Source organism: Pseudobacteroides cellulosolvens ATCC 35603 = DSM 2933 (genome assembly GCF_001262605.1).
Taxonomy (GTDB): domain Bacteria; phylum Bacillota; class Clostridia; order Acetivibrionales; family DSM-2933; genus Pseudobacteroides; species Pseudobacteroides cellulosolvens.
The window spans coordinates 4,799,787-4,824,420 of sequence record NZ_LGTC01000001.1; the positions used below are offsets into that span (position 1 = coordinate 4,799,787).

Sequence of the window (24,634 nt, forward strand, 5' to 3'; positions counted from 1 at the left end):
ACCATCAAGACTTATTATTGGCAATTAAAAAGATAAATATACAGGTATTAATACACCATAATTTCCTAGACATAAACAAATTTTAATAAAAACTTTCAAGATTTTATAAATAATTGATTACAACTTAAATAAAAGGGGATACTAAGTAAAAATCAATGAAAATAAACAGTTATTCTAATAATGAGAGAAGGTATTTATATGAGATTAAGTGATATGAAACCTGATGATGAAGTAATAGTTTTTGATAAATTAAGCAGAAAAATTCGGAAAAGGCAGGGAAAATATATTGCATCAAACAGCAATTTCCTGACTATACAATTCCAGCATTATAAAGATACTTTGCTTATGTCCGATTTAAAACAGGGAAAGGCACAAATATTCAAAGATACCGAAGCAATTACATTTTGATTTACCTATTATATATTAGATTCATATGAAAATTTTGTATCACATGTATTAGCAATACAGACAAATACTACTTATTAAGGGATATTACCAAATAAGTAGGTGAATATATGCAAGAAATTTTTCGTGGGATAAAAAATTTGTTTTCATATAACGAATCTAAAAGTAATAAATTGGACTTCGAACTTTTAGAAACATCAAATGAAGACGCAAAAGATGAGTCAGAAATTCCCAGTGATAACAAACAAAATGCGACTGGCGAAATCAAGAAGTATACATTAGAGCAAAGAGAACAGCTAAAAGTGCCTTTAAGCGTCAGTCAATGGAATGAAAAAAACAGTGAAAAAAAACATGCTGTTAACCCACAGGAATCACAAAAAGGCATGCTGTATTCCCAATTGTCAGAGAACATTCAAGAAATCAAGCATAGATTCAATATGCCCAAAAATAAGGACATCATTATAAGAGAGTTCAATATTGCCAGAAAAATAAGTGCATGCCTTGTTTTTCTGGAGGGAATGGTTGATAAAACCGTAATCAACCAATTTATACTGTCACAGCTTATGGATACTAATAATTTTACTGATTTTGACGGAAACTGCCCCATAGATTATATAGAAAGAAATGTATTATCCATAAATCAGGTATTCAAAACAAATAAGTTTAGTGATATTATAATGCAGGTTTTAAGCGGTGTTTCAACACTTCTAATAGATGGCTGTGATGAGTGCCTTCTTATCGAAAGCAGGGGCTATGAGAAAAGAAGCGTTGAATCACCAAAAACCGAGTCAGTTATAAGAGGGTCCCAAGAAGGCTTTACCGAAAACCTTCGGACAAACATAACTCTAATCCGGCGAATAATTAAAGACTCAGAGCTTATTACGGAGACTGTTTCTATAGGAAAAAGAAGCCACACTAACTGTGCCATACTTTACATTGAAAATATAACAAACTCAAATCTGATCAAAGAAGTTAAAAGAAGGCTGTCAGGTATAAATATAGATTTTATTGATGGAGATGGAATGGTGGAACAGCTTATTGAGGATAATCCTTTTATGCTCTTCCCACAGGTGATAAACACAGAAAGACCTGACAGGGCAGCATCTTTTCTAATGGAAGGACAGGTTGTGCTAATCACTGAAGGTTCCCCCTTTGCCATCGCTCTACCTGTAACATTTTTCGGTCTTTATCACACATCGGAAGATTCTATGGTCCGATGGCCCTACGGCACATTTTTAAGACTGATAAGGGTAATAGGCATTACCCTGTCGTACCTTTTCCCTGCCTTATACATTGCTACTACCCTATATCATAAGGAGATGATTCCCACACAATTACTAGCTGCAATTGCACAATCCAGAGAAAATGTGCCCTTTCCTGCTGTTGTTGAAATACTGATGATGGAATTAGCATTTGAGCTAATACGTGAAGGCGGTATTCGTGTGCCTGGTGTTATAGGCCAAACAATAGGCATTGTAGGGGCATTGATACTTGGTCAGGCAGCTGTTTCAGCGGGACTTATCAGTCCAATTATGATAATAATTGTTGCAGTTACCGGATTAGGAAGTTTTGTAACCCCCAGCTATTCCTTATCACTTGGTTTAAGAATTGCAAGGTTTGTTTTTACAATATCAGGTGCCTTAGCAGGCTTTCTAGGTGTAGCTGTTGCCCTTACAGTAATAGGATGTATAGTTTGCAATATGAAGTCCTTCGGTGTACCCTTCTTCTCACCCATTGCTCCAAAAACCAAAGCAAATCCTGATATTATTATAAGGCAACCCTTATGGAATCAGAAGATACGACCTGATTATCTTAATCAAAAAAACAGAAAACGTCAGGGAGACAACCCTATGGGGTGGAAAAACGGCAAAGGAGGGAATGGCAAAAAATGACACAAGAAGGGAAGTTCGGAGTTCATGAAGCTGTTTGCCTTTTGACAATAACCTCTGTGGCTAAAGTATTTTATACCAGTCCTGCACTTCTTGTGGGTATTGTCGGTACCGCAAGCTGGTACATGACACTGATATCTGCAGCTACCGCTGCTTTTGGTTTCACATTTATCTACTTTTTGCTAAAAAGGTTTCCAGGGAAAAATTTAATGGAAATATACGACAATGTGCTTGGCCGCTTTTTAGGATTTTTATTCTCACTTATGCTTTTATTTATTTTAACAACTACAGGCATATCAAATCTAAGGGAGTTTTCAGATGTACTTAAAGTCTATGTATATCCCGATAGTCCGTTAGGTTACTTGATGGGAATTATATTATTCACAGCTGCTATATTAAGCTTTTTAGGTTTGGAAACCATAGCAAGGTACTCTAAATTTGTTGGATATGCTTTGATATTTGGGTTTGTATTGGTAATGATACTATCAATACAGAACTATGAATTTTTCAGAATATTTCCTTTATTAGGTCATGGTATTAAAACTACAGTATATACCGGGATAATGCGCAGTTCAGCTTATGCAGAAATCATAATAATTGGTATCTTCGCAGGATCACTTCAGGGAATTTCCCATATAAAAAGGGCTGCTTATACAAGTTTTATGTTGGCAGGAATTATCGTCTCGTTTTCTTTACTGGCGTATGTAATGTCTTTCCCTTATACCGTAGCACAGGAGCTTACCGCACCTATGTACGAAATGGTTGGAGTTATTAACTACGGAAGCTTTTTTCAGAGAGTAGAACCGATTTTCCTTTTTGTATGGAGTATTAGTTCATTGATCTCCATTACTGTGTTATTTTACATGGCACTTTTAGTATACTGCCATATGTTTAGAATAAATGATAAAAAGCCGCTTATTATACCATTTAGTATAATATTTTTTGCTCTGGCTTCTATGCCTTTAAGCATCATCCATCTAATAAAAGGATTAATACAAATATTAAGGTCCTTTAGCTGGACTTTCTTTTTTATTCCGCCAATAGTTACCTTAATTACAGCAACAATATTAAAAAAGAAAGGATCTACCAATGCGTAGGATAATTATACTTTTTATATCAATCATAGTTTTTATCACAACTGCTGCTGCACTTACTTCATGTTATGATGCCCGTGAAATATCAGATCTGTCTTATGTCACTGCGGTAGGGGTAGACCGGGGTGTATCGGATAAATGGAGGCTCACCATGCAATTACGCTCCATGTCGGGTGAAGGAAACGGTTCGGAATCTGGAGGAGGCGGGGGAGCCGGCAAATCTAAATATACAACTATGACCATTGAAGCCCCGGCATTTATTTCTGCAGTAGAATTAGCAAATACAAGCCTTCCCCGCAAAGTAACCTTTATTCATACAAGGCTCCTGGTTTTTTCTGAGGACTTTGCAAAAAGCGGACTATTGGGTGAGTTTATTGCACCCATAGTAAGGTTTAGGGAGTTCAGGCGGTCTATGAATATAGTAGTAAGTAAGGAACCGGCAGAGGAGTTTATAAATAACCTTAAGCCGACAATTGGCAATACCGTTGTAAGGGATATTGAGGAACTTTTGAAGCAAACAGAAGAAACCGGGTACCTGCCATCTGTTACCCTTTATGAATTGTACAACGGCTTAAAGTCCGCTTATCGTCAGCCTATTGCTATTGCCGGAGCTGTCAATAAAGGAGAAAATTTCAGTGAGAAGGGTGAGCTTTGGGGGAATAAATTTAACATTTCAGGGGATTATTATGCGGGAGATGTGGTGAAAAAAGGCGGAAACAATATAGAATTACTGGGTTGTATAGTTTCGGACGGTGATAAGATGGTAGGAAAACTGACTGGCTATGAAACACGAATGATGATGATTGTAAGAGGAATATTTCAAAAGGGGACATTAGTGCTGCGTGATCCTAAAAAGCCCGAGCTTGTTTTTGGTGCCTTATTAAAAGAGGTATCACATCCAAAGATAAAAGTCGGGTTTGAAGGTGAAAAACCTTTAATAGACCTTAAGATTAACATGCATGGTGATATAACCGCAATACAGAGCAGGGTAAACTATGAGTCCCCCGAGATGCTCCCTATACTGGAAAAAGAAGTAGAAAAAAGCTTGGAAGAAGGTATTAGGCGTACCATAGATAAGTGCAAGGCCTTAGACAGTGATGTATTCTTTTTCGGTACTTATGCCGTAAGGCACTTCGGTACAATCGAAGAATGGGAGAAATACAACTGGAATAAACATTTTAAAGATGCTCAAGTGAATGTAGATGTAAAATTCAAAATAAGACGCACTGGAACACAAATAATGAGTGCACCTATAATTTCAAAGGAGGGAACAGAATAGATGAAATATATATTAATTCTATTAATACTATTACCTTCCATATATACCTTTAATTTTGCAATATACAGTTGGAAGAAAAAAAGAAGACCCTCAGCTATAGGGTCGGTATTGATGGCAATAATTTCGGTGGCACTTCCCATATTCTTACTATTTTCAGATTAGATGACATTATAATTATCTTTATATACAATAGAGGAGAAACAATGCTCTCCTCTAAAAATATCGCTCAATTGATTTTTATATTTAGCCTTGATTTAATGCTTCCAGCAATTTGTCAATGCTTATACCATGGACCATTGATGCTTCTTCCAATGTCTCAGCCTGTGAAGACGGGCATCCTATGCATCCCATACCAAAGCTCATTAAGATCTGTGCTGCCTGGGGGTTAGTCCTTATTACCTGTCCTATAGTCATTTCCTTAGTTACCTTCATGTTAATATCCTCCTCATTTTTTATTAACTCTATTGTATTAATTAAATAAAAATCTGTCTAAAACGTTATATACCCATTATTTAATGGTATATCACTTTTTTATTTTTATTATCTCACATTTTATTTTTTCCAAATCCATGCTTTTTATTACCGCACCTCCAAATAGAATCAATGGGCCCCATAATTTTCATATAAAATCTCTGATTACATGAATGAGACTTTCTGCCATTCTATAATCCTTCATACCGCATATATATTTATGGGGTGAAATTGATGATTGTTATTATAAAAAAAGGCCAACTTTTTTTGCTGATATCCCTCATATTAGTTACATTAGTATTTGAAGGCGGTTACCGCATTTATTATATGGAAAACAGCAAGGCAAGGCATGCAATAAAAAATCAACCTGAGTATATGATACTGGTACAGGTAGATGAAAAAACATTATATTTATTTGAAGATGGCAAATGCATTAAGCAGTATATGATAGCCTCAGGCCATCCGAAATGGCCTTCTCCTATAGGTAACTGGAAAATTATAAACAAAAGCAAATGGGGTGAAGGATTTGGTGGGCGTTGGATGGGACTGAATGTCCAATGGGGGGAATATGGGATCCATGGAACAATGGACCAAGGCTCCATCGGCAGAGCCGCAAGTCATGGCTGTATCCGTATGTTTAACCGGGACGTTAAAGAATTATATGATATAGTTCCAATAGGCACTCCTGTAATAATCAAAAACGGTACCTTTGGGCCTTTTGGAACAGGCTTCAGAAAATTAATGCCTGGAGACAGGGGAGCAGACGTCCTGGCTGTACAGAAAAGGCTTAAAGAGCTTGGTTATTTTAAGGGATATGAATCAGGAATATATGAGGATGATTTAAAAAGAGCCCTTATTAAATTTCTAAAAGACAATAATCTTAAAGTAGACACCTCAATTACCCGTCGTGTTTATAATGCCATGGGCTTTAAGGAATTTGAATAAGCAGAGAAGTGTTTTACATATCCACTCTGCTTACCTTGCGAATCCTTCCTTTAATAGGCCTGTCCTGTAATTCTGCTAATACCATTTCTCCCTTATTGTTCAATACTTCCACAAAAGTTGATACATCCATTATATTGATGATACCTATATCATCTGCAGTAATCCCCTTTATATTGCACAAAGTACCCACAACATCAACCGGCCTCATCTTTGTTTTCTTACCTGCATTGATATGCAGTTTAATTATATCCTTACTAAGCTGTGCACCTTTTATTTCTTTAATTTCCGGTGCTGCATTTGCCTTCTCGACAAATTCATGTTTTAAACTGCTTACCGTTTCTCTATCAGGCTTTTCCTTCAAGGGAATTTCTTTACCGATATATTTATATATATTATAAAGAAGCTTATCTTCATTTGGAGTTACAAAAGTTATTGCCCTGCCCTCTTTGTCTATACGCCCTGTTCTGCCTATTCTGTGTACATAGCTTTCACTGTCTCTAGGTATATCGTAGTTGATGACAAGTGAAATATCATCTATGTCAATACCCCTGGCTGCGACATCTGTTGCAATAAGATACCTGAAACAGCCTTGCCTGAAATCATTAATTGCTCTTAGCCTATCACGCTGCTCCATTCCTCCGTGAATCCTTACACAAGCGTAATTTAAATCTGATAGTTTATTATAAACCTGATCAACCATTAGCTTTGTGTTACAGAATATTATACAGCTGTCTGGGTTTTCAACTACGGTTATATCACGTAAAAGCTGCATCTTATCCCTTTGATCTACGGCATACCTTTCCTGATAAATTCTCTCAATCGCAGGGTTTTGATCTTCAATTTCCACGTATATGGGCTGTCTCATATATTTTTCACATAAAGCCTTTACGTCTTTAGGCATTGTAGCTGATAAAAGGACAGTAACTCTCTCTATTGGCAAACTGTTTATTATAGTCTCAATTTGTTCAATAAACCCCATATCCAACATTTCATCAGCTTCGTCTATAATAAGATATTTTATTTTTGATGTATCAAATGTTTCTCTTTCAAGATGGTCTATAATACGTCCTGGGGTGCCAACCACCACATGGGTCTTTTGCCGGATCTCCTTTTGCTGATTATAAAAGGGAGACTTACCCACTATTGCAGCAACTTTAAGCCGCTTAAACCTGCCGATATTAAAAATATCTTCTTTTACCTGCATTGCAAGTTCCCTGGTAGGAGCAACAACTAATGCTTGTGGTTTATTCTCTTCCCAATCCACCAATTCGCAAATGGGAATAGCAAAAGCTGCTGTCTTTCCGCTTCCAGTCTGTGACTTCACTATTATATCCTTTCCTTCCAATATGGCCGGTATAACCTGATGCTGCACACTAGTAGGTTTTTTATAATTCAGCATGTCTACTGCTTTTTTTATTTCATCACTTAATCTATATTTGTCAAAATTAATTCTTTCCATTTTTCCTTCTCTTTCTAAATGTTTTGCAATAATCATTTTACATTTTTAATATTAGTCTTCGGTGCTTTTCAATTCTTTATAAATTACAAATGTTGATAAACTCATAAATACCAAGGTGGATATATTAAAATATGCCGGACCTATAAACCCGCCAATTGGAGCCGGAAGTATATAAATCACAGGAAATATTATAAGCGAAACACAAAGTGGGTTAAATACCGCCATCCATTTAGGATATCTCGTTTTGCCTCTGATTACCAGCAGCACAAAAATTATTGAGCTAACTAGAAGCTCAAACATCATTATAAAAACAATTATCTTCCAGTAGAAATCAAACTTTTCGACTATCGCAGATGTAATTTCATTTCCAGGCTCTGCTTTATGAAATAACTTCCACCCTGTTCCAATATAAGCATAGGATATGTGAAACGCAACTCCCATCATGAGTGCATGAGCAGCAGTAATTACTGCCATCAACGGTATTACTCTACCTGAGGGTTTTAATCCATAGTATATGGAAATTAACCCTGCTATCTGGAAAGGCAGCACAATAATGCCCATAAAAGTACCTACAGTTATTCTCCAGCTCGGTAAATAAGCCATGCTCTCTGTTCCGAGCTTTAGAAATGAATTTGCTGAATTGGGTCTTCCAATCAATATAAAATCGCTTATTATCGTAAGTAAAACACCTGCTATTCCTATTAATCCTAATACCAATACAATCCTTGCCTTGCCGGCTTTATCATCCAAATTCTCTATTCCTTCTTTTCAAATAAAATGGTGTGTAAAACCAATTATACCATAGTTAAAGGCTTCGCCCTACCCTTTTGGTAAATGTATTCCCATTAAAGACAATACTCTCGTTTAAATTCTTGATTTCCATAAAAACGCCTCCTCTCATATTATATTTTGCCAATATATTATTTTCATTCACTGTCCTTTTATTTCAAGGTAATTACTCACAGTTCAATCATTAAGTTAATGCAATATTTTGGAACTAACATACATGACTAACTTTCTCCATTTATGCAAATTATAAAATGCGTATAAGTTTATCAATAAATGCTGAAGGTGGTACTTATGGCAAAGAAATCAAATGCTTTAATAAAACTTTTATCCTATATAATATACAAGGAAAAGAAGAGAGTTAAAGAATTCTATATTCCTGAGGCTGACGAAATCAGGAAACAGCAGGATAACCTCAAATCCAATAGTGAGGGTAATACAACCTCTCAAGAGCAGAAAAGGAAGGATATTAAAAAACCTGTCCCAATTTTTGAAGATGGAGAGAAAAAAAATTTAGAACCAAAAAAGGCTGATGACAATACAATTACTAATAATATTAGTGAGAACATGAATTATATCAAAACAAAGTTTAACGCACCAGTTAACAAGGATATAGTTATTCGAGAATTAATGATCTCCAAAAAGCATAAAGCTTTTATTGCTTACATAGACGGAATGATTGATAAGAATGTGGTTAATAATTCTATATTGCGCCCGCTCCTAAATGCTGAAAAGTTTAAAGACAAAGATACGGACTGCCAACTGGACTACATATTACAAAGTGTATTAGAAACCAATCAAAATAAAAAGATAACCAAGCACAGTGATGTGGTTTTTGAATTACTATCAGGGAACACCCTTCTATATGTTGATGGCTGTGATTTTTATGTTTCGAATGAAACCAAGGGTTTTCCTGCCAGAGGAGTGGAAAAACCTGTCATTGAAGGCGTTATAGCCGGGGCACAGGAAGCTTTTAACGAGAGCCTAAAAACCAATATAGCACTTGTGAGGAAAATTGTTAAGAACCATAATCTCACTACAGAGTATATAAAAGTCGGCGAAAGAAGTCAAAGTTTGGTTGCCATTATGTATATTAACGGGATTACAAATCCTGCTATTGTTGATGAAGTAAAGCGAAGACTGGAAAGCCTCGACATAGATTTAAATTTGGGAGATGGAATGATAGAACAGCTAATTGAGGACAATACTTTTTCTATAATTCCAACTATGCTGGCCACTGAAAGGCCGGATAGAACCGCCGCCCATATCGTTGAGGGCAGGGTTGCGATTTTTTGTGAAGGCGTCCCTTTTGTGAAGATTGTACCCATCACGCTTTCAGCACTCATTCACAGCCCGGAGGACGCCTATATCCGTTTCCCTTACGGTACATTATTACGATGGATAAGGTTACTTGGAATATTTTTTGCAGCATTGCTCCCTGGGCTTTATTTAGCAATTACCAACTTCCACCAGGAAATGATTCCTACAGAGCTTTTGATTGCCATTGCAAAGGCAAAAGAAAATGTACCTTTTCCAACAATTGTGGAAGTTATTCTCATGGAACTCTCTTTTGAGCTTATTCGTGAAGCAGGTATCAGAATACCGGGTATAGTTGGTAATACACTGGGCATCATCGGTGCTTTGATTTTAGGGCAGGCAGCTGTTCAAGCAAATATTGTAAGCCCCGTTTTGATTATCGTTGTGGCAATCACAGGGCTTGGGAATTTTGCTGTACCCAATTATGAACTGGCATTAGGCATAAGACTTATAAGGTTTGGATTCATAGCATTTGGATTCTTATTTGGATTTTATGGTATAGTAGCCCTTGTTATGCTCATCGGAATTTATCTGGCAAGTCAAAAGTCCTTTGGAGTACCTCTATTAGCTAATGTTGCACCAAAAACATCAAGAAGTAATGACCTAATAATGAGATACCCAGTCTGGAAGCAGGAAAGAAGGCCTGACCCTTTAAACCCATTGGATTCTAAAAGACAACCTAAGATTTCAAGAAAGTGGACTCAGGAAGACCCCAATTATAGCTATGACCGGGAGGATAATGATGATTAAGGAAGGCAAAATAGGTACTATGGAAGCAATCAGTATCTCTACAATATTTTTAACCACCAAGGCATTTTATATAAATCCCGGTACTGTTATTAAGCTTACCGGTACTGCTGGCTGGTATACAACGCAAATATCTGTATTAGGAAGCGTATTACTTTTCATGATAGTTTATCTCTTAATGAAGAGATTTCCTGGAAACGATCTTATCAATATATTTGATATCGTAACGGGTAGATTCCTCGGAAAAATATTTTCACTGATATTCTGTGGTTTCTTTGTATATTATTCAGGAATAAGCATAAGGGAATTTGTTGAAATGATAAAGGCATATATACTCCCGTACACGCCGCCAAGTGCGATTATATTTCTCTTTATTGGTGTTGTTCTGGCATATGCATATGTAGGACTTGAGGGAATAGCCAGAATGGGATATATCAGTTTTATTGTTATACTTATTGGATTAATACTGATATTAGTATTACCCTCTCCCTATTATGAAATAGACAACATCTTTCCAATGGGAGGCTATGGTTTAGGTGCATCTATCCAGTACGGTCTTTTAAGAACATCTGCATATTCTGAAGTCATTTTCTTAGCATTTATTGTAAAACCCCTTCAAGGGATTAAGAATTTTAAAAAAGTCGGTTTACTTAGCTTGTTGTTTGCAGGAATTATTATAGGAACAATTATCCTATGCAGCCTCCTGGCATTTGAATATCCTCAGGGGGGCGAGAATTTGTCTGCACTGTTCCAACTGTCGAGAATAGTTTACTTTAGCAGGTTTTTTCAGAGGATAGAGACTATTTTCATTTTTATATGGGTAATGGCTTCAGTTATAACGGTATCATTAACTTTTTACCTCTCAGTCAGCACTTTTTGTAAAACATTTAGAATTTCTAAACATAGACCTTATTTGCTTCCTTTTGCCTTTTTCACTTTTTTGGTTACTTTGCTGCCGGAGAATATTTCAGAAATTGTGCAGGTACACACCAATTTTTTAAGGTCCTACAGTATGTTCATCGTATATCTTATACCCATTTTGGTATTGTTAATTGCAATTATCCGTGGTAAGAAAGGAGTGAATAAAGAAGGTGAAAAAGTATAGTATACTGCTCTTTACAATCATAATTATATTTATACTGACAAGCTGCACTACAGATAGACATGAAGTTGACGATCAGGTTTACACATTGGTTATTGGGTGCGACAAGGGTATTCATAACAAAGTAAGAATCACTGTACAGTTTCCCACTTATAAAGAAAGCGGTGGGAGCGGCAGTCTGGAGAAAAAAGGCGGAGGAAGCAGTGAAGAAATATCCGGCACAATAGTTGAGACTATAGAGGCCTCCTCTATACTTGAGGGCATCAACCTTTTAAACACTGCTACCACAAGAAGAATATCCTTCGTTCACACCAAAACCATTATATTTTCGGAAGTAATGGCAAGAGAAGGTGTAAAAGACTATCTCCAGCCAATCGCACGCTTCAGGGAAGCACGAAGAATTATGCAAATCATAGTTTGCAAGGGAGCTGCGGAAGATTTTATAAGAGAAAACAAAACACAGATTGGCGAGAGTTTGGCAAAAGCCATGGAACTTGCTGCATCTCAATCGGAAAATAACGGATATTTCCCGGAAGTACCCTTTCAGGAGTTTTACACTGCAGCAATATCGCCCTACAGGCAGGCGTTCACCTTATATGCCGGTATCAACGAGTTTAAAACTTTAGAGCCTGAAAGCGAAGAGAGTGCCAATAAAACTTCGCCTTTAATAACAGAATTTAATGCACAGCCCGGTGAAATACCAAGGAAAGGGAGCCGAAAAATTGAATTTGCTGGAACAGCAGTATTTAACGGAGAAAAGATGGTCGGAAGCCTTACTACTTATGAAACAAGATACTTCTTAATGGTAACCGGGCGTTTTAATAAAGGTATATTTACTATAGAGGATAAAAACAGCCCAGGTGATGCTATTCCCCTTGACCTTAGACCGGGAAGAACCCCTAAAATCGACGCACATTTTGAAAACGGTGTTCCGATTATCAATGTTAAACTAAGTATGGAGGCAGACCTTGGGGCTATTCAAAGCAGAGTAGCGTATGAAAAGTTAAATAAAATTAAGGAATTAAATAAATATGTAGAATCAATAATTAAGGAAGGTGTTGAGAAAACTATAAGAAAAACTCAGCAAGAGTGGAATACTGACATTTTCGGCTTTGGCAAAAAGATTGCCCATAGCTTCTTTACAGTTACGGAATTTGAGCAATATAACTGGCTGAAACATTACAAGGAAGCTAAAGTCAATGTTGAGGTGCTTGCAAATGTACGAAGGACAGGGCTTATGATGAATTCTTCAAAGATTCGTAATAATGAAGAAACTATCCTGTCTAAGGAGGAAAAATAATGGCCTATATTTTTATACTTTTCATGGCATGCTGTAATACTTATACCTTAACCTACGGGTTTCACCAATGGAAAAAGGAGGACAACAAACTAGGAGGTGCAGCAACTGTTATCTTCGCTGCACTTGCTACTCTGCTTCCTGCGGCGGTTTTATTGATAAAGAGCTCATGAATCAAAGTATTTTTGTACCAGTTTTTCTGCTGTACGGGTTGCCAAAGCTTGCGTGGTCAAAGCCCATTCGCATTGTACATTCAATATGTCCGAAAGTGGCCGGCCAATCTGAACAAACTTTTTCTTAGCCCCTGCTTTTACAAGCATATCCGCGGCTATTCGACACAGCTGATCACGCTTTCTTGCATCATTTAAGGACGGAGTATACCATACCCTCTACCCACCCATGGGTTATGAGGCAATCTGGAATTAAGCCATAATCGGGGTGAGTCAATGGCACCTGCAGCCAATACAATGGCTTTAGCATATAGTTTTCCGGTTTCCCCTGTCCAAGTATCTCGGTAAGTAACACCACATTTCCTGTTGTTTATGCAAGAGGAAGATAGCTTATATTTGTGGAACGCAAAGGGTTTGTTCCTACTGCTTGCTCCTGGGGTAGTATTGCGTTGGGCTGCGGGCGAAGCAAAGGGCTAATCACATCCTTGGTTTTGCCATATTGCCACCCTTGCTTTCTTTCCCCTAATTCCTTAGCCATAACCATCCCTCATCCGCCTGCTCCAATAACTATTACATCTGCATCGTAATACATATAATCCTCCTGATTTATTAACAATAACTGTATATGATTGGTTAGTTTATGTTAAAGTAGGTCCCGAGTAGCCAATTTGCTGTCAACTGATAGGAGTATACTGTAATACTCTTTCTTCCGATGTGAGGAGGCGGATAGTGTCATAGCCTGCACATTCCGAATAATATCCAAACATGGTATACCGATTAATCAAATCAACTACCATCTGTATCCAGTTTCCATTATATTTAAACGGTACTGGTAAAATTTCCAGATCCACCTTTAACTTCTCCAAGTAATTTAAAGTTAAAAGTCGATCATGACGTGATAAGGAGCAAAAAACTCCCCCAGCAAAATAGATAAATCCAACTTACTATCTTTAATTATTTAAGTAGCTCATTAAATGTTACAAAATATATCAAATTGGAAAAATATCAGGATAATCTAAAAATGCGGCAGATATGAATAGACCTTTTAAAACATATATCTATATGAATGATTAAGAAAATATGAGGAATAATAATAAAATGTTAATATTAGGAGTGATAAGTGTTGTTTAGGTTCAGAATGAACAAAAATGACGTTAAGGCCATGGATTTGGATGAAAAGTCTGAAATCAATAAATTAGAAATAACTACAGAAAATATCAAAAAGATTTTATCCGACAGCAGTGACATAAACTATCAGGTTCATTATATAAATAGCTCTCGTCATATTCCCGTTTCGGTAATTTTCATTGATGGATTGGTTAATTCAAAAATTATCAATGACGATATACTAAAACCTTTGACCCAGCAAAAAATTTTAAAAGAGGTAAAGAATTTTGATGATATTATTGAGCTTATAGAACATGGAACAGTATATCACTCTTCCAGAAAGTTGCAAAATACACTAGGAGATACTCTGGATAGTATCTTGGATGGTTCAGTAGCATTGGTATTTGACAAGGAAAAGAAAGCCATCACCTTTGATACCAAAGGCTTTGAAAAAAGGGCAATCACCGAACCCACTACCGAGAATGCTTTAAAGGGAGCAAAGGATTCATTTATTGAGGTTCTGAGGGTAAATACATCATTGGTGCGCCGTAAAGTTCGTACGCCCAATTTGCGCATAAAAGAAACTATCATAGGACATAGAACAAAAACACCTGTTGCTGTAGTATATATTGAAAACCTGACCAATGACAAAATTGTCAAAGAAGTCTTTAGGCGTTTGGAAGAGATCGATATCGATGCGGTAATCACCCCAGGGCATATTGAAGAATATATCATAGATAATAAACGCACGGTGTTTCCACTGATAATGAGCACTGAAAGAACCGACAAATTTTGTCATAATATAATTGAGGGAAGAGTTGGACTTATAGTTGACGGTGTACCGGTAACCTACATTATTCCAGCATCTGTGAGCATGTTTTATCAGGCTCCTGAGGATTATGCACAAAACTATGTTATAAGCACATTTATTCGAATTATAAGGTATGTAGGTGCACTGGTGACATTATTTTTACCTGCATTTTATGTTTCTATAACCACCTTTCATCAGGAGATGATTCCCACTGTTCTCGCTGTTTCAATTATTAAAAGCAAGGCTGAAGTGCCTTTTCCGACAATAACTTCAGTTTTCATAATGCTGATAGCCTTTGAGGTTCTGCTTGAAGCTGGACTTAGGCTGCCAAGGGCTATCGGTCAGGCAGTATCGATTATTGGTGCATTGGTGGTAGGACAAGCCGCTGTTCAGGCAAAACTCATATCACCTGTTGTCGTAATAGTTGTTGCGGCTACAGGTATTTCCAGCTTTATAATGCCCAATCAAGATTACTCAAATGCTATAAGGATTTTCCGGCTTGTGTTTGTGGTATGTGCATCCATAGCCGGCCTTTATGGACTTTCCCTTGCTTTCATAGTCCTTGTGTATCATTTAAACACCATTGAAACTTTCGGCCTTCCTTACTTTACTCCATTTGTAGCTAATGAAGGACGAGATCTCACTAAGGATACATTGATACGAGTTCCTCTATATTTAATGAAAAAAAGGCCTTCAAGCCTTAAGACTACTAATAAAAAGCGTCAGAAGTAAGGTGAATTATGAAAAAAATTCTTTTTAGTATAGTGCTCCTATTGCTAGTAATTTGTTCAACAGGATGCAATATAGATTTTTTACCTCCGCGTAGAGAAATTGATGACTTGCATCTGGTTCAAGTAATTGGCATTGATAAGTTGCTAGACACCTCCAATAATATGATGTTAACTGTAGCAAGTCAAAAAATTACTGATGAAGGCGGCGGGCAGGAAACACAAGGAAAGAGCGGTGAAGGTACATCAAACCCCGGTGGAAAAGCACTTATTGAGACTTCTGTAGGAAAAACAATCTTTGACGCAGCCCGAAATATCCAGACCCACAGTGATAAAACAATATTTTGGGCACATACCGAATATTACCTTGTCAGTGAGGAAGCAGCAAAAGAAAACATCGTAAAATATATAGACTTTTTTACACGTGACCACGAGCTTCGAATTGACGCAAAGATATATATAGTCAAAGGCTCAACAGCTAAAGAGGTGATAGAAGCTGTTAACAAGACAGAGTTCTTTGTTATTGACAAGCTGAAAAGCCTGGGAAGAAATATCAAGTTACTCAGCATATCTGAGGAAATGAAAGTATCTGAATTGATGAGGTTTATTGATCTCCACCATTCCTCTGCACGTGTACCTTGTATGGAACTAGTCAATCGTGAAAGGGGAAACAAGAAAATATTAGATATGGACATATACGGCTATGCAATATTCAAAGACCTGAAACTGGTTGGATTTATTGGAAAAGATATATCTCGCGGTATAAACCTGCTTACAGATAAAGTTGATTCCTCCATTGTTGTTGTAAAGGATTTATCTGGGCAGGAAGTATCTATTGAAATTACCAGGAATAATACTGAGGTCATCCCTCATTTTATTGGTGACAATCTTACAGAAGTTACAATAAAGGCAAAGGTGACAAGCAATTTAGGTGAAGTTCATTCTCACATGAAAGTTTTAAACGAAAACTCAATTCATTACATGGAAGCACAGCAATCAGATATTCTAAAGAGAGAAATGGAAGATGTCCTCAAAAGGGTATTGGAAATGAAATCGGATTGTCTTGAAATTTGTGACAAAATAAGAATGAAAAGCCCTTTAAAATGGCATAAAATTGAAAAGCATTGGCTGCAAATTATTCCAACTCTAAGGTTTAATATCGAAGTTGAATCCAAAATAGAAAGAACCTATGACTTGAGAGAACCAAGCGGCTATAGAGGAAAGGAATAGACATGATTTACTTAATAATCGTAATTTTAATCATAAGCATTTTTGATATTAAAGATATGAAGAAAAATAATCAAAAAAAAGACATGATTGTATATATATCATTTATGCTGCTTATTGGAGTTTTTGGGATTCTTTATTTATCAAACCCCGATCAGGACAGTCTCTCGGAAATATTTCTTTCATTAGTTGGGCAGGAGGGCTAATAGTAAATGCTCGCATCAAAAGAGAAAATATCAACACGTCAGGCAGTAATTCTGTTTCTGACCCTCGTTTATTCCCCAGCTATCCGTATATTCCCCGTTTTTTCAGCAAAAATTGGGGAACGTGCAGGATGGCTGACACCTATTTTGGCCGTATTACCTCTTATTTGCCTTGTATATACCATGAATGCATTATTTAAGAGGGAAAAAGAAGCCAACCTCTCTGATATGCTTATTAAAATTTTAGGAAGGATTCCCGGAAGAATATTACTTTTCATATACATTTTATGGCTAATGGTTTTACTGAGTTTGTATGTAAGGTATTTTGCTGAAAGGTTCTTGACATCATTACTTCCCAATACTCCGATGCCGTTTTTTACTTTTACTATTCTAATAGTCGTATTTTATGTCGTTCGAGGTGGAATAGTCCCATTAACCAGAACCACAGAGTTCCTTTTTCTTGCTTTCTCTGTAATATTTATTATTATATTTATGTTAACTCTTACTAATGTTAAAATAACAAATCTTCTCCCTGTAACTTACTATGATATTTGGCCTATCACAAAGTCTACCTATTCTATTCTTGGTATATGGGGTTATTTTACTTTTATCTTCTTTTTCGGAGATAAGATAAACGACAAGGAACATATCAGAAGATTTGGTCTTCAGGGTGCTGTCTATTTGGTAATTGTGACTTTATTGCTTCTAATACAGACCATTGGAGTATATGGTTATACCATTATAGAGCGTTTATCCATGCCTTATTTTGTAGTTGCAAAAAGCATATCCATATTGGATACCATTGAAAGAATAGAGTCTGTGGTCCTTGCATTTTGGATAATAGTAGACTTCGTAATAATATCTGTTTTTATGTATATAATATTAAGTATGATTAAATCCCTTTTTAATCTTACAGGTGCAAAGTCTCTTATTAGTCCGGTTACTATATTTACATTTATATTTTCATTTTACCTAGCCAAAAATAGCTTTGAGTTATCAAATTTTTCAAGCTATATAGGTTTGCCAATTAATATAGTATTAGGATTTATTATTCCATTTATTTTGCTTATGATAGGAAAGGTGCGAAGAGTAATATGATAAAGCTTGCCCTACGTTTTCTTGCAGTTTTTTCCCGCTAATTTTGCATAGTGACTAACAATCATTCAATAACCCAAAAGCCTGCACCAGAATACTTATTATCCGCAGGCATTTTGCAATTTATATATTAATGACATTCATTTCTTCCATTAAAATTATTCTTCCAAATCCGGAGTATAATTATTGCATTCCATCTTCAATTTTGTTTGTTGATAAGGTAATCCTGAAACAGTACAAAAGAATTCGTCAACATTTTCGAATTTAAAAAAGCAAAGATTTTTGCAGAAATAACAATTCTTTTCACAATACATATTGTTCCCTCCGTTGGGTTAAATATATCCGACGCCCTTGCCGGAATGTAGGAAATTTATACTTACATTCATATTATGATAGAATTATATCAAAATTGAATTGATTTGAAAATAATTTTCATAAAAAATAGCCTGCTGTTTAATTTCAACAGAAGGCTATTTTTGAGATTTTGGAATGTTTTATCTTAGTATGCTATACCATGTGCATACATTGCATCTGCAACTTTCAAGAATCCAGCGATATTAGCACCCATAACAAGGTTGTCTTCATCACCGTATTCTTTCGCTGCCGCACTTGCAGCTTTGTATATGTTAATCATTATATTCTTTAATTTAGCATCAACTTCTTCAAATGTCCATGAATATCTCATGCTATTCTGGCACATTTCAAGAGCTGAAGTAGCAACTCCACCTGCGTTTGCTGCTTTTGCAGGGCCATAGATAATTTTGTTTTTGAGGAAAACATCAACTGCTTCTGGAGTTGATGGCATATTAGCACCTTCTCCAACTGCATAGCATCCGTTAGCAACAAGAGTCTTAGCAGAGTTCTCATCAATTTCATTCTGAGTAGCACTTGGAAGAGCGATGTCACACTTGATTGACCATATTCCTGCACAACCTTCAGTGTACTTCGCATTTGGATGGAATTTAACGTATTCGCTAATTCTCTTTCTTTCAACTTCTTTAAGTTTCTTAACTGTATCTAATTTGATTCCGTCTGGATCATAGATATAACCGTTTGAATCACTTAATGCAACAACCTTACCACCTAATTGGTGAACTTTTTCAGTTGCATATATAGCAACGTTACCTGAACCTGATACAACAACTGTTGTTCCTTTGAATGATTTTCCCTTAGCTTTTAAAGCTTCATCCATGAAGTAGCAGAGTCCGTATCCAGTAGCTTCAGTTCTTGCCAAACTACCACCCCAAGTTAATCCCTTACCAGTTAAAACACCAGTAAAGTCGTTTCTTAAACGTTTGTATTGTCCATACATGAAACCGATTTCTCTTGCTCCTGTTCCGATATCTCCAGCAGGAACATCTGTATTTTCACCGATATGTCTTTGTAATTCTGTCATAAAACTCTGGCAAAAACGCATAACTTCTCCATCGGACTTACCTTTTGGATCAAAGTCACTTCCGCCTTTACCGCCGCCTATTGGCAAACCAGTCAATGAGTTTTTGAATATTTGCTCGAATCCGAGGAATTTAAGTATACTTGCATTAACTGAAGGATGAAGTCTCAAACCACCCTTGTATGGACCAATTGCACTGTTAAACTGAATTCTGAATCCTCTGTTTACATGTACCTTACCATTGTCGTCAACCCATGGCACTCTGAAGAAAATTTGTCTTTCAGGTTCAACTATTCTGTCAAATATTCCAGCAGCAACCCATTCAGGTTTCTTTTCAGCTACAGGCTCTATTGACTCCAATACTTCCTTAACTGCCTGATGGAATTCAGGTTCATTTGGATTTCTTTTGATTACATTTTCCATTACACTTGCGAGTATTTTCATGATAAAAAACCCCCTACCGTTTTAATTTGTTATTATTATTTCAAATGCTATAAACTATTAAATTACATAACGTAACCCTACATTATTATAACCATTACAAAAGCACAGTATTCTTAGAATAACAACTGCAATTGGCTATGGTAATAAAAACTCTTATAGCATCCAATTTCAACATATGCATCATTGCACATCATACAGGCATACGCCATCGTCCAGGCTGTCCGAAAATTAAATTTTTAGATATTTTACAACATTATGCAATTTTAAATATAGAATAATGATTGGAATCTGGAAAGTTTGAAAAATAACACTTATTAAATTACCCTACATTCACCTAAATCATCTTAAATTGAAGCGACTATTTCCTTTGTTCCTTTGATGTTTATTAACCTTTTCATATTATAACAAAAGAAAGCTAGGCCTGTTTCGCCTGAAACAAGCTTTTTGCCACGAAGTAAGAAATATTCAAAATTCATAACTCTTTTTAGTGTTCCAAATGGATGTTCCACAATCATTTGTCTTTTTTTGTACTTAGCACCATTAGCATTAAATCGTTCTATAGCATTTTCAACTATCTCTTCCTTTGGGTTGCGTTCAATGTGACGACCATATTTTGATGTTGTGCATTTATCCCGATATGGGCAATTTTGGCACTCTTCATAATTATAATAAATTTTCATCTTTACATCTTCACTTTTTGAACGCATATATAATTTTTTCCCAGCCGGGCAAATGTACATGTCATTATCCTTGTCATATATAAACTTTTCTTTTATATATCCAGAATCGATATTTGGTGTTACTACTTTTTGTTTTGGAACATATGGCACAATTCCGTTTTCTTCACACTTTATAATATCTTCACTTTTAAAATATGCTTTATCTGCTAATACTTCTATACTGTCAACTCCCAATTTCTCCTTTGCATTTTTAGCTACATCATATAACAACCCTTGATCAACTGCATCATTTCTCACTTCATAATCTATTATTAATTTGTTTTTCTCATCTACTGCTGTTTGTACATTGTAGCCAATTATTGTTCCTTTTGTATTACCAGTTTTCATTCTTTTTGCATCAGGATCAGTTAAGCTTATTCCTGAGGTATCGTTAAGCACTTCTTTAAGTTCATTGTAGAGCTCTTTCTTTTCTTCAAGGACTTTAATTCTATCGCTAATTTCTTTTGTTGCTTCTTTACAATCATTTTCTTCCAATGCTTTTAAATATTCCTTTAACTTTTCCTCTGTCAACTCTTCCATGAATTTAAGTTTCTTTAAAGTATAATATTTACTCTTGGCCGCATCTGCTCTTATTTTAGTCCCATCTATAGCAATTAATTCTTTTCCTATTAGGTTAAAATCATTACATATATTAATAAGGTTTTTAAATAGATTATCAAAACAGTCAATATGTTCTTTACGAAAATCAGATATTACTGAATGTTTTGGTTGTACTCCTTTCAATAACCATTTAACTTCCAAATTTATTTTTGCTTGTTTTTCTAGCTTTCTAGAACTTCTTATACCATTGAAATATCCATATACATACAGTTTAATTAAATCCATTGGTGAATACATTGATCTTCCAGAATTCTCATTATTCCCTTCTTTAAATCCCAGATCTTTAATATCCATTGATTCAATTAATGCATCAATTGCCCTAACTTCACTTTCTTCATCTATATGGTCTTCTAGGCTACTTAGCTCAACCTGTTTTCTACTAATGCCTTTTACATAATTCATAATTTTATAAACCTCAAAATTATTATTTGTTATATTATATCATATATGTTAATATAATGCATGATTTTCGGACAGCCTGTCGTATACCCCCAAAAATAAACGTTTGGGGATAATTGAGAGATATGATAAATCAACATTAACGATTATATCAAATGCATTTTCGTAATGCAAGTACTTATTTAAAAAATTTCATTTATTTTTACAACTTAGTTTATGTTTTTTTTGGGGAATTAATACACATTTCTCTGATATTCAATGTTTTGGACCACCTATATACTTATAACGCCACTTATGCTAAAACCGAAAGTATTGAATATTTTTTACCTCCGACTTTCATTTTCTTTTGCAATAATGCCTTTCTTTCTATATAATTCTCCCTTTCATTTTATATGATTATATTGTATAATGATTGTTATTCAAGGGTAATTATTTATACTCGTATAATATTGCATTTGAATAAATAATTATGAATTAAGACATTTCTAAACAACACTTAGTCATGATAAAAAAATAACTTACGCTATAAATTGGACTTTTCATATTTGTAATTGAGGGGGGGAACATTAATATGTATAAAATCGTAAAGAAAGAAACATTAAGCCCTGCTGTTAAGCTTATGAAAATAAACGCTCCCTATGTAGCACGTAAAGCTGAGCCTGGACAGTTCATCATTCTACGGGTAGATGAATTTGGTGAACGTTGTCCTCTCACCATCGCAGATTATGATAGGGAAGAAGGTACTGTCACTATTATTTTCCAGGAAGTTGGTCAAACAACCAAATCACTGGGTATGCTTGAAGAAGGTCAGGATATTCTTGACTTTGTTGGCCCTTTAGGAGTTGCATCACATTTTGAAGGTATTAAAAAGGCTGCTGTAATAGGCGGTGGGCTTGGTACCGCTATAGCATATCCACAAGCTAAAAAGCTTCACGAAATGGGTGCAGAAGTCCATTCAATAGTTGGATTCAGGAACAAGGATTTAATTATTCTTGAATCCGAAATGTCCAAAGCAAGCAGCAAACTTATCATCACTACTGATGATGGCTCCAACGGAACAAAGGGATTTGTAACCGATGAACTTAAGAAGCTGATCGAAGAAGGAAACACATATGATTTAGTAATTGCCATAGGTCCACTAATAATGATGAAAGCGGTTAGCAATCTTACCAGACCATACGGTATAAAAACCGTAGTAAGCATGAACCCTGTTATGATAGATGGCACCGGGATGTGCGGCGGATGTCGTGTTACCGTTGGCGGAAAAACCAAGTTTGCCTGCGTGGATGGACCTGACTTTGACGGCCATGAAGTTGATTTTGACGAAGCCATGAGAAGGCAGTTAATGTATAAGAACCACGAGAGACAATCACTTGAAGACCACAAATGCAACCTTGGAGGTGAGACTAATGCCTAACATGTCACCTGATAAAGTTAAAATGCCTGAGCAAGAGCCTGATGTAAGAAACAAAAATTTTCTCGAGGTAGCTCTTGGCTATACACCTGAAATGGCACAGGAAGAAGCAAAAAGATGCCTTCAGTGTAAAAACAAGCCTTGCGTAGCAGGATGCCCGGTTAATGTAAAAATACCTGAGTTCATTCAGCATGTTGCAAATGGTGAGTTTGAAAAAGCTTATGAAAAGATAACGGAAACAAACAGCCTTCCTGCCATATGCGGACGGGTATGCCCCCAGGAGTCTCAGTGCGAAAAATTATGTGTAAGGGGTATAAAAGGCGAACCTGTTGCTATTGGCCGGTTGGAAAGGTTTGTTGCCGACTGGTTTATGCAAAACAGCAAGCCACAGGCTAAGAGCATTCAGAAGAACGGCACTAAAGTGGCTGTAATAGGTTCCGGTCCTGCAGGGCTCACATGTGCTGGAGATCTTGTGAACCTGGGTTATGACGTAACCATTTTCGAAGCGTTCCACACACCGGGCGGAGTTCTTATGTATGGTATACCGGAGTTCAGACTGCCAAAAGCTTTAGTTCAAAAGGAGATAGATAGCTTAAAGCAGCTTGGAGTTGAAATCAAGACAAACATGGTAATAGGTAAGGTCCTTTCTCTTGATGAACTGAAAGATGAAGGCTATAAAGCCATGTTTATCGGCACAGGTGCAGGATTGCCCAATTTTATGGGTATACCCGGCGAGAATCTCAACGGTGTTTATTCATCAAATGAGTTTCTAACCAGAATCAACCTTATGAAGGCGTATCTGTTTCCACAATATGGTACTCCGGTTAAGGTTGGTAAGAATGTAGCCGTTGTCGGCGGCGGTAATGTTGCTATGGATGCCGCAAGGAGTGCAAAAAGGCTTGGTGCGGAAAATGTATATATTGTCTACAGGCGTTCAGAAAAAGAACTGCCTGCACGACTGGAAGAAATTCACCATGCAAAGGAAGAAGGAATTATCTTCAAACTTTTAACCAACCCTACAAAAATCATTGGTACTGATGAAGGCTGGGTTAAAGGTATTGAATGTGTTGAAATGGAGCTGGGCGAGCCGGATAGTTCAGGCAGAAGGCGTCCTGTGGTAAAGAAAAATTCCGAACACATCATCGATGTGGATACTGTCATCATTGCAATCGGGCAAAGTCCAAACCCGCTCATCAAGTCGACTACAAAAGGTCTTGACACCCATGACTGGGGAGGCATTATCGTTGAGGAAGCTACTGGTGCAACCAGCAAGGAGGGTGTATATGCCGGCGGCGATGCTGTTACAGGTGCAGCAACAGTAATTCTTGCAATGGGAGCTGGAAAAACTGCTGCAAAAGCAATTGATGAGTATTTAAGGAATGATTAAAATATTTCTTCCGAAATGGTGTCGTTAATTTCATAAACATTTTAAAATGGGGCTGTTGCACTAAGAAATTAGTGTAGGAGCCCTTTTTACTTGCAAAAAACAATTGCCAGACTATTCAAAGTCCG

23 protein-coding genes are annotated in these 24,634 nt (G+C 36.4%); 16 read left to right on the forward strand and 7 right to left on the reverse strand.

The features are described from left to right. Window positions 1-198 precede the first annotated feature (198 nt). The 5 genes from Bccel_RS19765 (at window position 199) to Bccel_RS30335 (ending at window position 4,829) form a co-directional block, all read left to right on the forward strand. Window positions 199-408 carry a hypothetical protein gene (locus Bccel_RS19765; protein ID WP_036936159.1) on the forward strand — a complete coding sequence of 70 codons (210 nt, stop codon included), beginning with the start codon at window positions 199-201 and terminating at the stop codon, window positions 406-408. 107 nt (window positions 409-515) lie between these two features. Then, window positions 516-2,297 (forward strand): spore germination protein, encoded by a 1,782-nt coding sequence (locus tag Bccel_RS19770; protein ID WP_036936155.1) that lies wholly within the window; start codon window positions 516-518, stop codon window positions 2,295-2,297. After that, entirely contained in the window at window positions 2,294-3,391 is a 1,098-nt protein-coding gene (locus tag Bccel_RS19775) for a GerAB/ArcD/ProY family transporter (RefSeq protein ID WP_036936152.1), read from the forward strand. Before Bccel_RS19770 ends, Bccel_RS19775 begins: the two co-directional genes overlap by 4 nt. Next, window positions 3,384-4,667, forward strand: a complete 1,284-nt coding sequence (locus Bccel_RS19780; protein WP_036936150.1) for a Ger(x)C family spore germination protein — start codon at window positions 3,384-3,386, stop codon at window positions 4,665-4,667. The genes Bccel_RS19775 and Bccel_RS19780 overlap by 8 nt, the downstream gene beginning before the upstream one ends. Further along, the gene (locus tag Bccel_RS30335) at window positions 4,668-4,829 is read left to right on the forward strand and encodes a hypothetical protein (RefSeq protein ID WP_154673417.1); all 162 of its coding nucleotides are present in this window, start codon (window positions 4,668-4,670) and stop codon (window positions 4,827-4,829) included. Window positions 4,830-4,910: 81 nt separating this feature from the next. Here the strand turns inward: Bccel_RS30335 and Bccel_RS19785 are convergent, their stop codons facing one another. Further along, on the reverse strand, window positions 4,911-5,099 hold the full coding sequence (locus Bccel_RS19785; RefSeq protein WP_036936147.1) for a DUF1858 domain-containing protein: 189 nt from the start codon (window positions 5,097-5,099) through the stop codon (window positions 4,911-4,913). 273 nt (window positions 5,100-5,372) lie between these two features. Here Bccel_RS19785 and Bccel_RS19790 point away from each other — a divergent pair, with 273 nt between their 5' ends. Further along, window positions 5,373-6,083: a L,D-transpeptidase family protein gene (locus Bccel_RS19790; protein ID WP_036936145.1), complete on the forward strand. Its 711-nt coding sequence runs from the start codon at window positions 5,373-5,375 to the stop codon at window positions 6,081-6,083. 13 nt (window positions 6,084-6,096) lie between these two features. Here the strand turns inward: Bccel_RS19790 and Bccel_RS19795 are convergent, their stop codons facing one another. Next, the gene (locus Bccel_RS19795; RefSeq protein WP_036936142.1) at window positions 6,097-7,542 is read right to left on the reverse strand and encodes a DEAD/DEAH box helicase; all 1,446 of its coding nucleotides are present in this window, start codon (window positions 7,540-7,542) and stop codon (window positions 6,097-6,099) included. Between the two features lie 51 nt (window positions 7,543-7,593). After that, a complete protein-coding gene (locus Bccel_RS19800; protein ID WP_036936140.1) occupies window positions 7,594-8,292 on the reverse strand; it encodes a DUF6796 family protein in 699 nt (232 codons plus the stop codon). Between the two features lie 330 nt (window positions 8,293-8,622). Between Bccel_RS19800 and Bccel_RS19805 the strand changes: the two genes are divergently transcribed. From Bccel_RS19805 to Bccel_RS30340, 4 genes are read left to right on the forward strand one after another with little or no spacing between them, the layout of a single operon-like run. Continuing rightward, window positions 8,623-10,395 (forward strand): spore germination protein, encoded by a 1,773-nt coding sequence (locus Bccel_RS19805; RefSeq protein WP_036936137.1) that lies wholly within the window; start codon window positions 8,623-8,625, stop codon window positions 10,393-10,395. Further along, window positions 10,385-11,497, forward strand: coding sequence for a GerAB/ArcD/ProY family transporter (locus Bccel_RS19810; RefSeq protein WP_242857033.1), 1,113 nt, complete (start codon window positions 10,385-10,387; stop codon window positions 11,495-11,497). The genes Bccel_RS19805 and Bccel_RS19810 overlap by 11 nt, the downstream gene beginning before the upstream one ends. Continuing rightward, window positions 11,484-12,794, forward strand: a complete 1,311-nt coding sequence (locus tag Bccel_RS19815) for a Ger(x)C family spore germination protein (protein ID WP_242853041.1) — start codon at window positions 11,484-11,486, stop codon at window positions 12,792-12,794. Before Bccel_RS19810 ends, Bccel_RS19815 begins: the two co-directional genes overlap by 14 nt. Next, window positions 12,794-12,964 (forward strand): hypothetical protein, encoded by a 171-nt coding sequence (locus tag Bccel_RS30340; RefSeq protein WP_154673416.1) that lies wholly within the window; start codon window positions 12,794-12,796, stop codon window positions 12,962-12,964. Before Bccel_RS19815 ends, Bccel_RS30340 begins: the two co-directional genes overlap by 1 nt. 367 nt (window positions 12,965-13,331) lie before the next feature. Here the strand turns inward: Bccel_RS30340 and Bccel_RS30345 are convergent, their stop codons facing one another. Then, window positions 13,332-13,499: a hypothetical protein gene (locus tag Bccel_RS30345; RefSeq protein WP_154673414.1), complete on the reverse strand. Its 168-nt coding sequence runs from the start codon at window positions 13,497-13,499 to the stop codon at window positions 13,332-13,334. A 136-nt stretch (window positions 13,500-13,635) separates the two neighbouring features. Next, window positions 13,636-13,812 carry a hypothetical protein gene (locus Bccel_RS30350; RefSeq protein WP_154673413.1) on the reverse strand — a complete coding sequence of 59 codons (177 nt, stop codon included), beginning with the start codon at window positions 13,810-13,812 and terminating at the stop codon, window positions 13,636-13,638. A 272-nt stretch (window positions 13,813-14,084) separates the two neighbouring features. On the opposite strand from Bccel_RS30350, the gene Bccel_RS19820 reads away from it, so the two are divergent. Genes Bccel_RS19820 through Bccel_RS19835 form a run of 4 tightly spaced genes read left to right on the forward strand, consistent with a single transcriptional unit; the run spans window position 14,085 to window position 18,135 of the window. Next, window positions 14,085-15,611 (forward strand): spore germination protein, encoded by a 1,527-nt coding sequence (locus Bccel_RS19820; RefSeq protein WP_050753660.1) that lies wholly within the window; start codon window positions 14,085-14,087, stop codon window positions 15,609-15,611. Window positions 15,612-15,619: 8 nt separating this feature from the next. Beyond that, on the forward strand, window positions 15,620-16,837 hold the full coding sequence (locus tag Bccel_RS19825; RefSeq protein ID WP_036936130.1) for a Ger(x)C family spore germination protein: 1,218 nt from the start codon (window positions 15,620-15,622) through the stop codon (window positions 16,835-16,837). Window positions 16,838-16,839: 2 nt separating this feature from the next. Then, complete coding sequence (locus Bccel_RS19830) at window positions 16,840-17,040, forward strand: hypothetical protein (RefSeq protein WP_036936128.1); 201 nt, start codon at window positions 16,840-16,842, stop codon at window positions 17,038-17,040. A 6-nt stretch (window positions 17,041-17,046) separates the two neighbouring features. Then, the gene (locus Bccel_RS19835; RefSeq protein WP_036936126.1) at window positions 17,047-18,135 is read left to right on the forward strand and encodes a GerAB/ArcD/ProY family transporter; all 1,089 of its coding nucleotides are present in this window, start codon (window positions 17,047-17,049) and stop codon (window positions 18,133-18,135) included. A 496-nt stretch (window positions 18,136-18,631) separates the two neighbouring features. Here Bccel_RS19835 and gdhA read toward each other — a convergent pair whose 3' ends face one another. After that, the gene (gdhA, locus tag Bccel_RS19840; protein ID WP_036936125.1) at window positions 18,632-19,969 is read right to left on the reverse strand and encodes an NADP-specific glutamate dehydrogenase; all 1,338 of its coding nucleotides are present in this window, start codon (window positions 19,967-19,969) and stop codon (window positions 18,632-18,634) included. A 344-nt stretch (window positions 19,970-20,313) separates the two neighbouring features. Then, window positions 20,314-21,711: an IS1182 family transposase gene (locus Bccel_RS19845; RefSeq protein WP_036936122.1), complete on the reverse strand. Its 1,398-nt coding sequence runs from the start codon at window positions 21,709-21,711 to the stop codon at window positions 20,314-20,316. A gap of 568 nt (window positions 21,712-22,279) precedes the next feature. Between Bccel_RS19845 and Bccel_RS19850 the strand changes: the two genes are divergently transcribed. Continuing rightward, on the forward strand, window positions 22,280-23,125 hold the full coding sequence (locus tag Bccel_RS19850) for a sulfide/dihydroorotate dehydrogenase-like FAD/NAD-binding protein (RefSeq protein ID WP_036936120.1): 846 nt from the start codon (window positions 22,280-22,282) through the stop codon (window positions 23,123-23,125). Continuing rightward, complete coding sequence (gene gltA / locus Bccel_RS19855; protein WP_036936118.1) at window positions 23,118-24,509, forward strand: NADPH-dependent glutamate synthase; 1,392 nt, start codon at window positions 23,118-23,120, stop codon at window positions 24,507-24,509. The genes Bccel_RS19850 and gltA overlap by 8 nt, the downstream gene beginning before the upstream one ends. Window positions 24,510-24,634: the final 125 nt, after the last annotated feature.

Bases quoted from the DNA above. Each gene is read 5' to 3' on its own strand.
- gdhA (WP_036936125.1), bottom strand. From the start codon at position 19,969: ATGAAAATACTCGCAAGTGTAATGGAAAATGTAATCAAAAGAAATCCA.
- Bccel_RS19845 (WP_036936122.1), bottom strand. From the start codon at position 21,711: ATGAATTATGTAAAAGGCATTAGTAGAAAACAGGTTGAGCTAAGTAGC.
- Bccel_RS30345 (WP_154673414.1), bottom strand. From the start codon at position 13,499: ATGGCTAAGGAATTAGGGGAAAGAAAGCAAGGGTGGCAATATGGCAAA.
- gltA (WP_036936118.1), top strand. From the start codon at position 23,118: ATGCCTAACATGTCACCTGATAAAGTTAAAATGCCTGAGCAAGAGCCT.
- Bccel_RS19795 (WP_036936142.1), bottom strand. From the start codon at position 7,542: ATGGAAAGAATTAATTTTGACAAATATAGATTAAGTGATGAAATAAAA.
- Bccel_RS19770 (WP_036936155.1), top strand. From the start codon at position 516: ATGCAAGAAATTTTTCGTGGGATAAAAAATTTGTTTTCATATAACGAA.
- Bccel_RS19805 (WP_036936137.1), top strand. From the start codon at position 8,623: ATGGCAAAGAAATCAAATGCTTTAATAAAACTTTTATCCTATATAATA.
- Bccel_RS30340 (WP_154673416.1), top strand. From the start codon at position 12,794: ATGGCCTATATTTTTATACTTTTCATGGCATGCTGTAATACTTATACC.
- Bccel_RS19830 (WP_036936128.1), top strand. From the start codon at position 16,840: ATGATTTACTTAATAATCGTAATTTTAATCATAAGCATTTTTGATATT.
- Bccel_RS19765 (WP_036936159.1), top strand. From the start codon at position 199: ATGAGATTAAGTGATATGAAACCTGATGATGAAGTAATAGTTTTTGAT.
- Bccel_RS19785 (WP_036936147.1), bottom strand. From the start codon at position 5,099: ATGAAGGTAACTAAGGAAATGACTATAGGACAGGTAATAAGGACTAAC.
- Bccel_RS19775 (WP_036936152.1), top strand. From the start codon at position 2,294: ATGACACAAGAAGGGAAGTTCGGAGTTCATGAAGCTGTTTGCCTTTTG.
- Bccel_RS19810 (WP_242857033.1), top strand. From the start codon at position 10,385: ATGATGATTAAGGAAGGCAAAATAGGTACTATGGAAGCAATCAGTATC.
- Bccel_RS19790 (WP_036936145.1), top strand. From the start codon at position 5,373: ATGATTGTTATTATAAAAAAAGGCCAACTTTTTTTGCTGATATCCCTC.
- Bccel_RS30335 (WP_154673417.1), top strand. From the start codon at position 4,668: ATGAAATATATATTAATTCTATTAATACTATTACCTTCCATATATACC.
- Bccel_RS19825 (WP_036936130.1), top strand. From the start codon at position 15,620: ATGAAAAAAATTCTTTTTAGTATAGTGCTCCTATTGCTAGTAATTTGT.
- Bccel_RS19780 (WP_036936150.1), top strand. From the start codon at position 3,384: ATGCGTAGGATAATTATACTTTTTATATCAATCATAGTTTTTATCACA.
- Bccel_RS19850 (WP_036936120.1), top strand. From the start codon at position 22,280: ATGTATAAAATCGTAAAGAAAGAAACATTAAGCCCTGCTGTTAAGCTT.
- Bccel_RS19835 (WP_036936126.1), top strand. From the start codon at position 17,047: ATGCTCGCATCAAAAGAGAAAATATCAACACGTCAGGCAGTAATTCTG.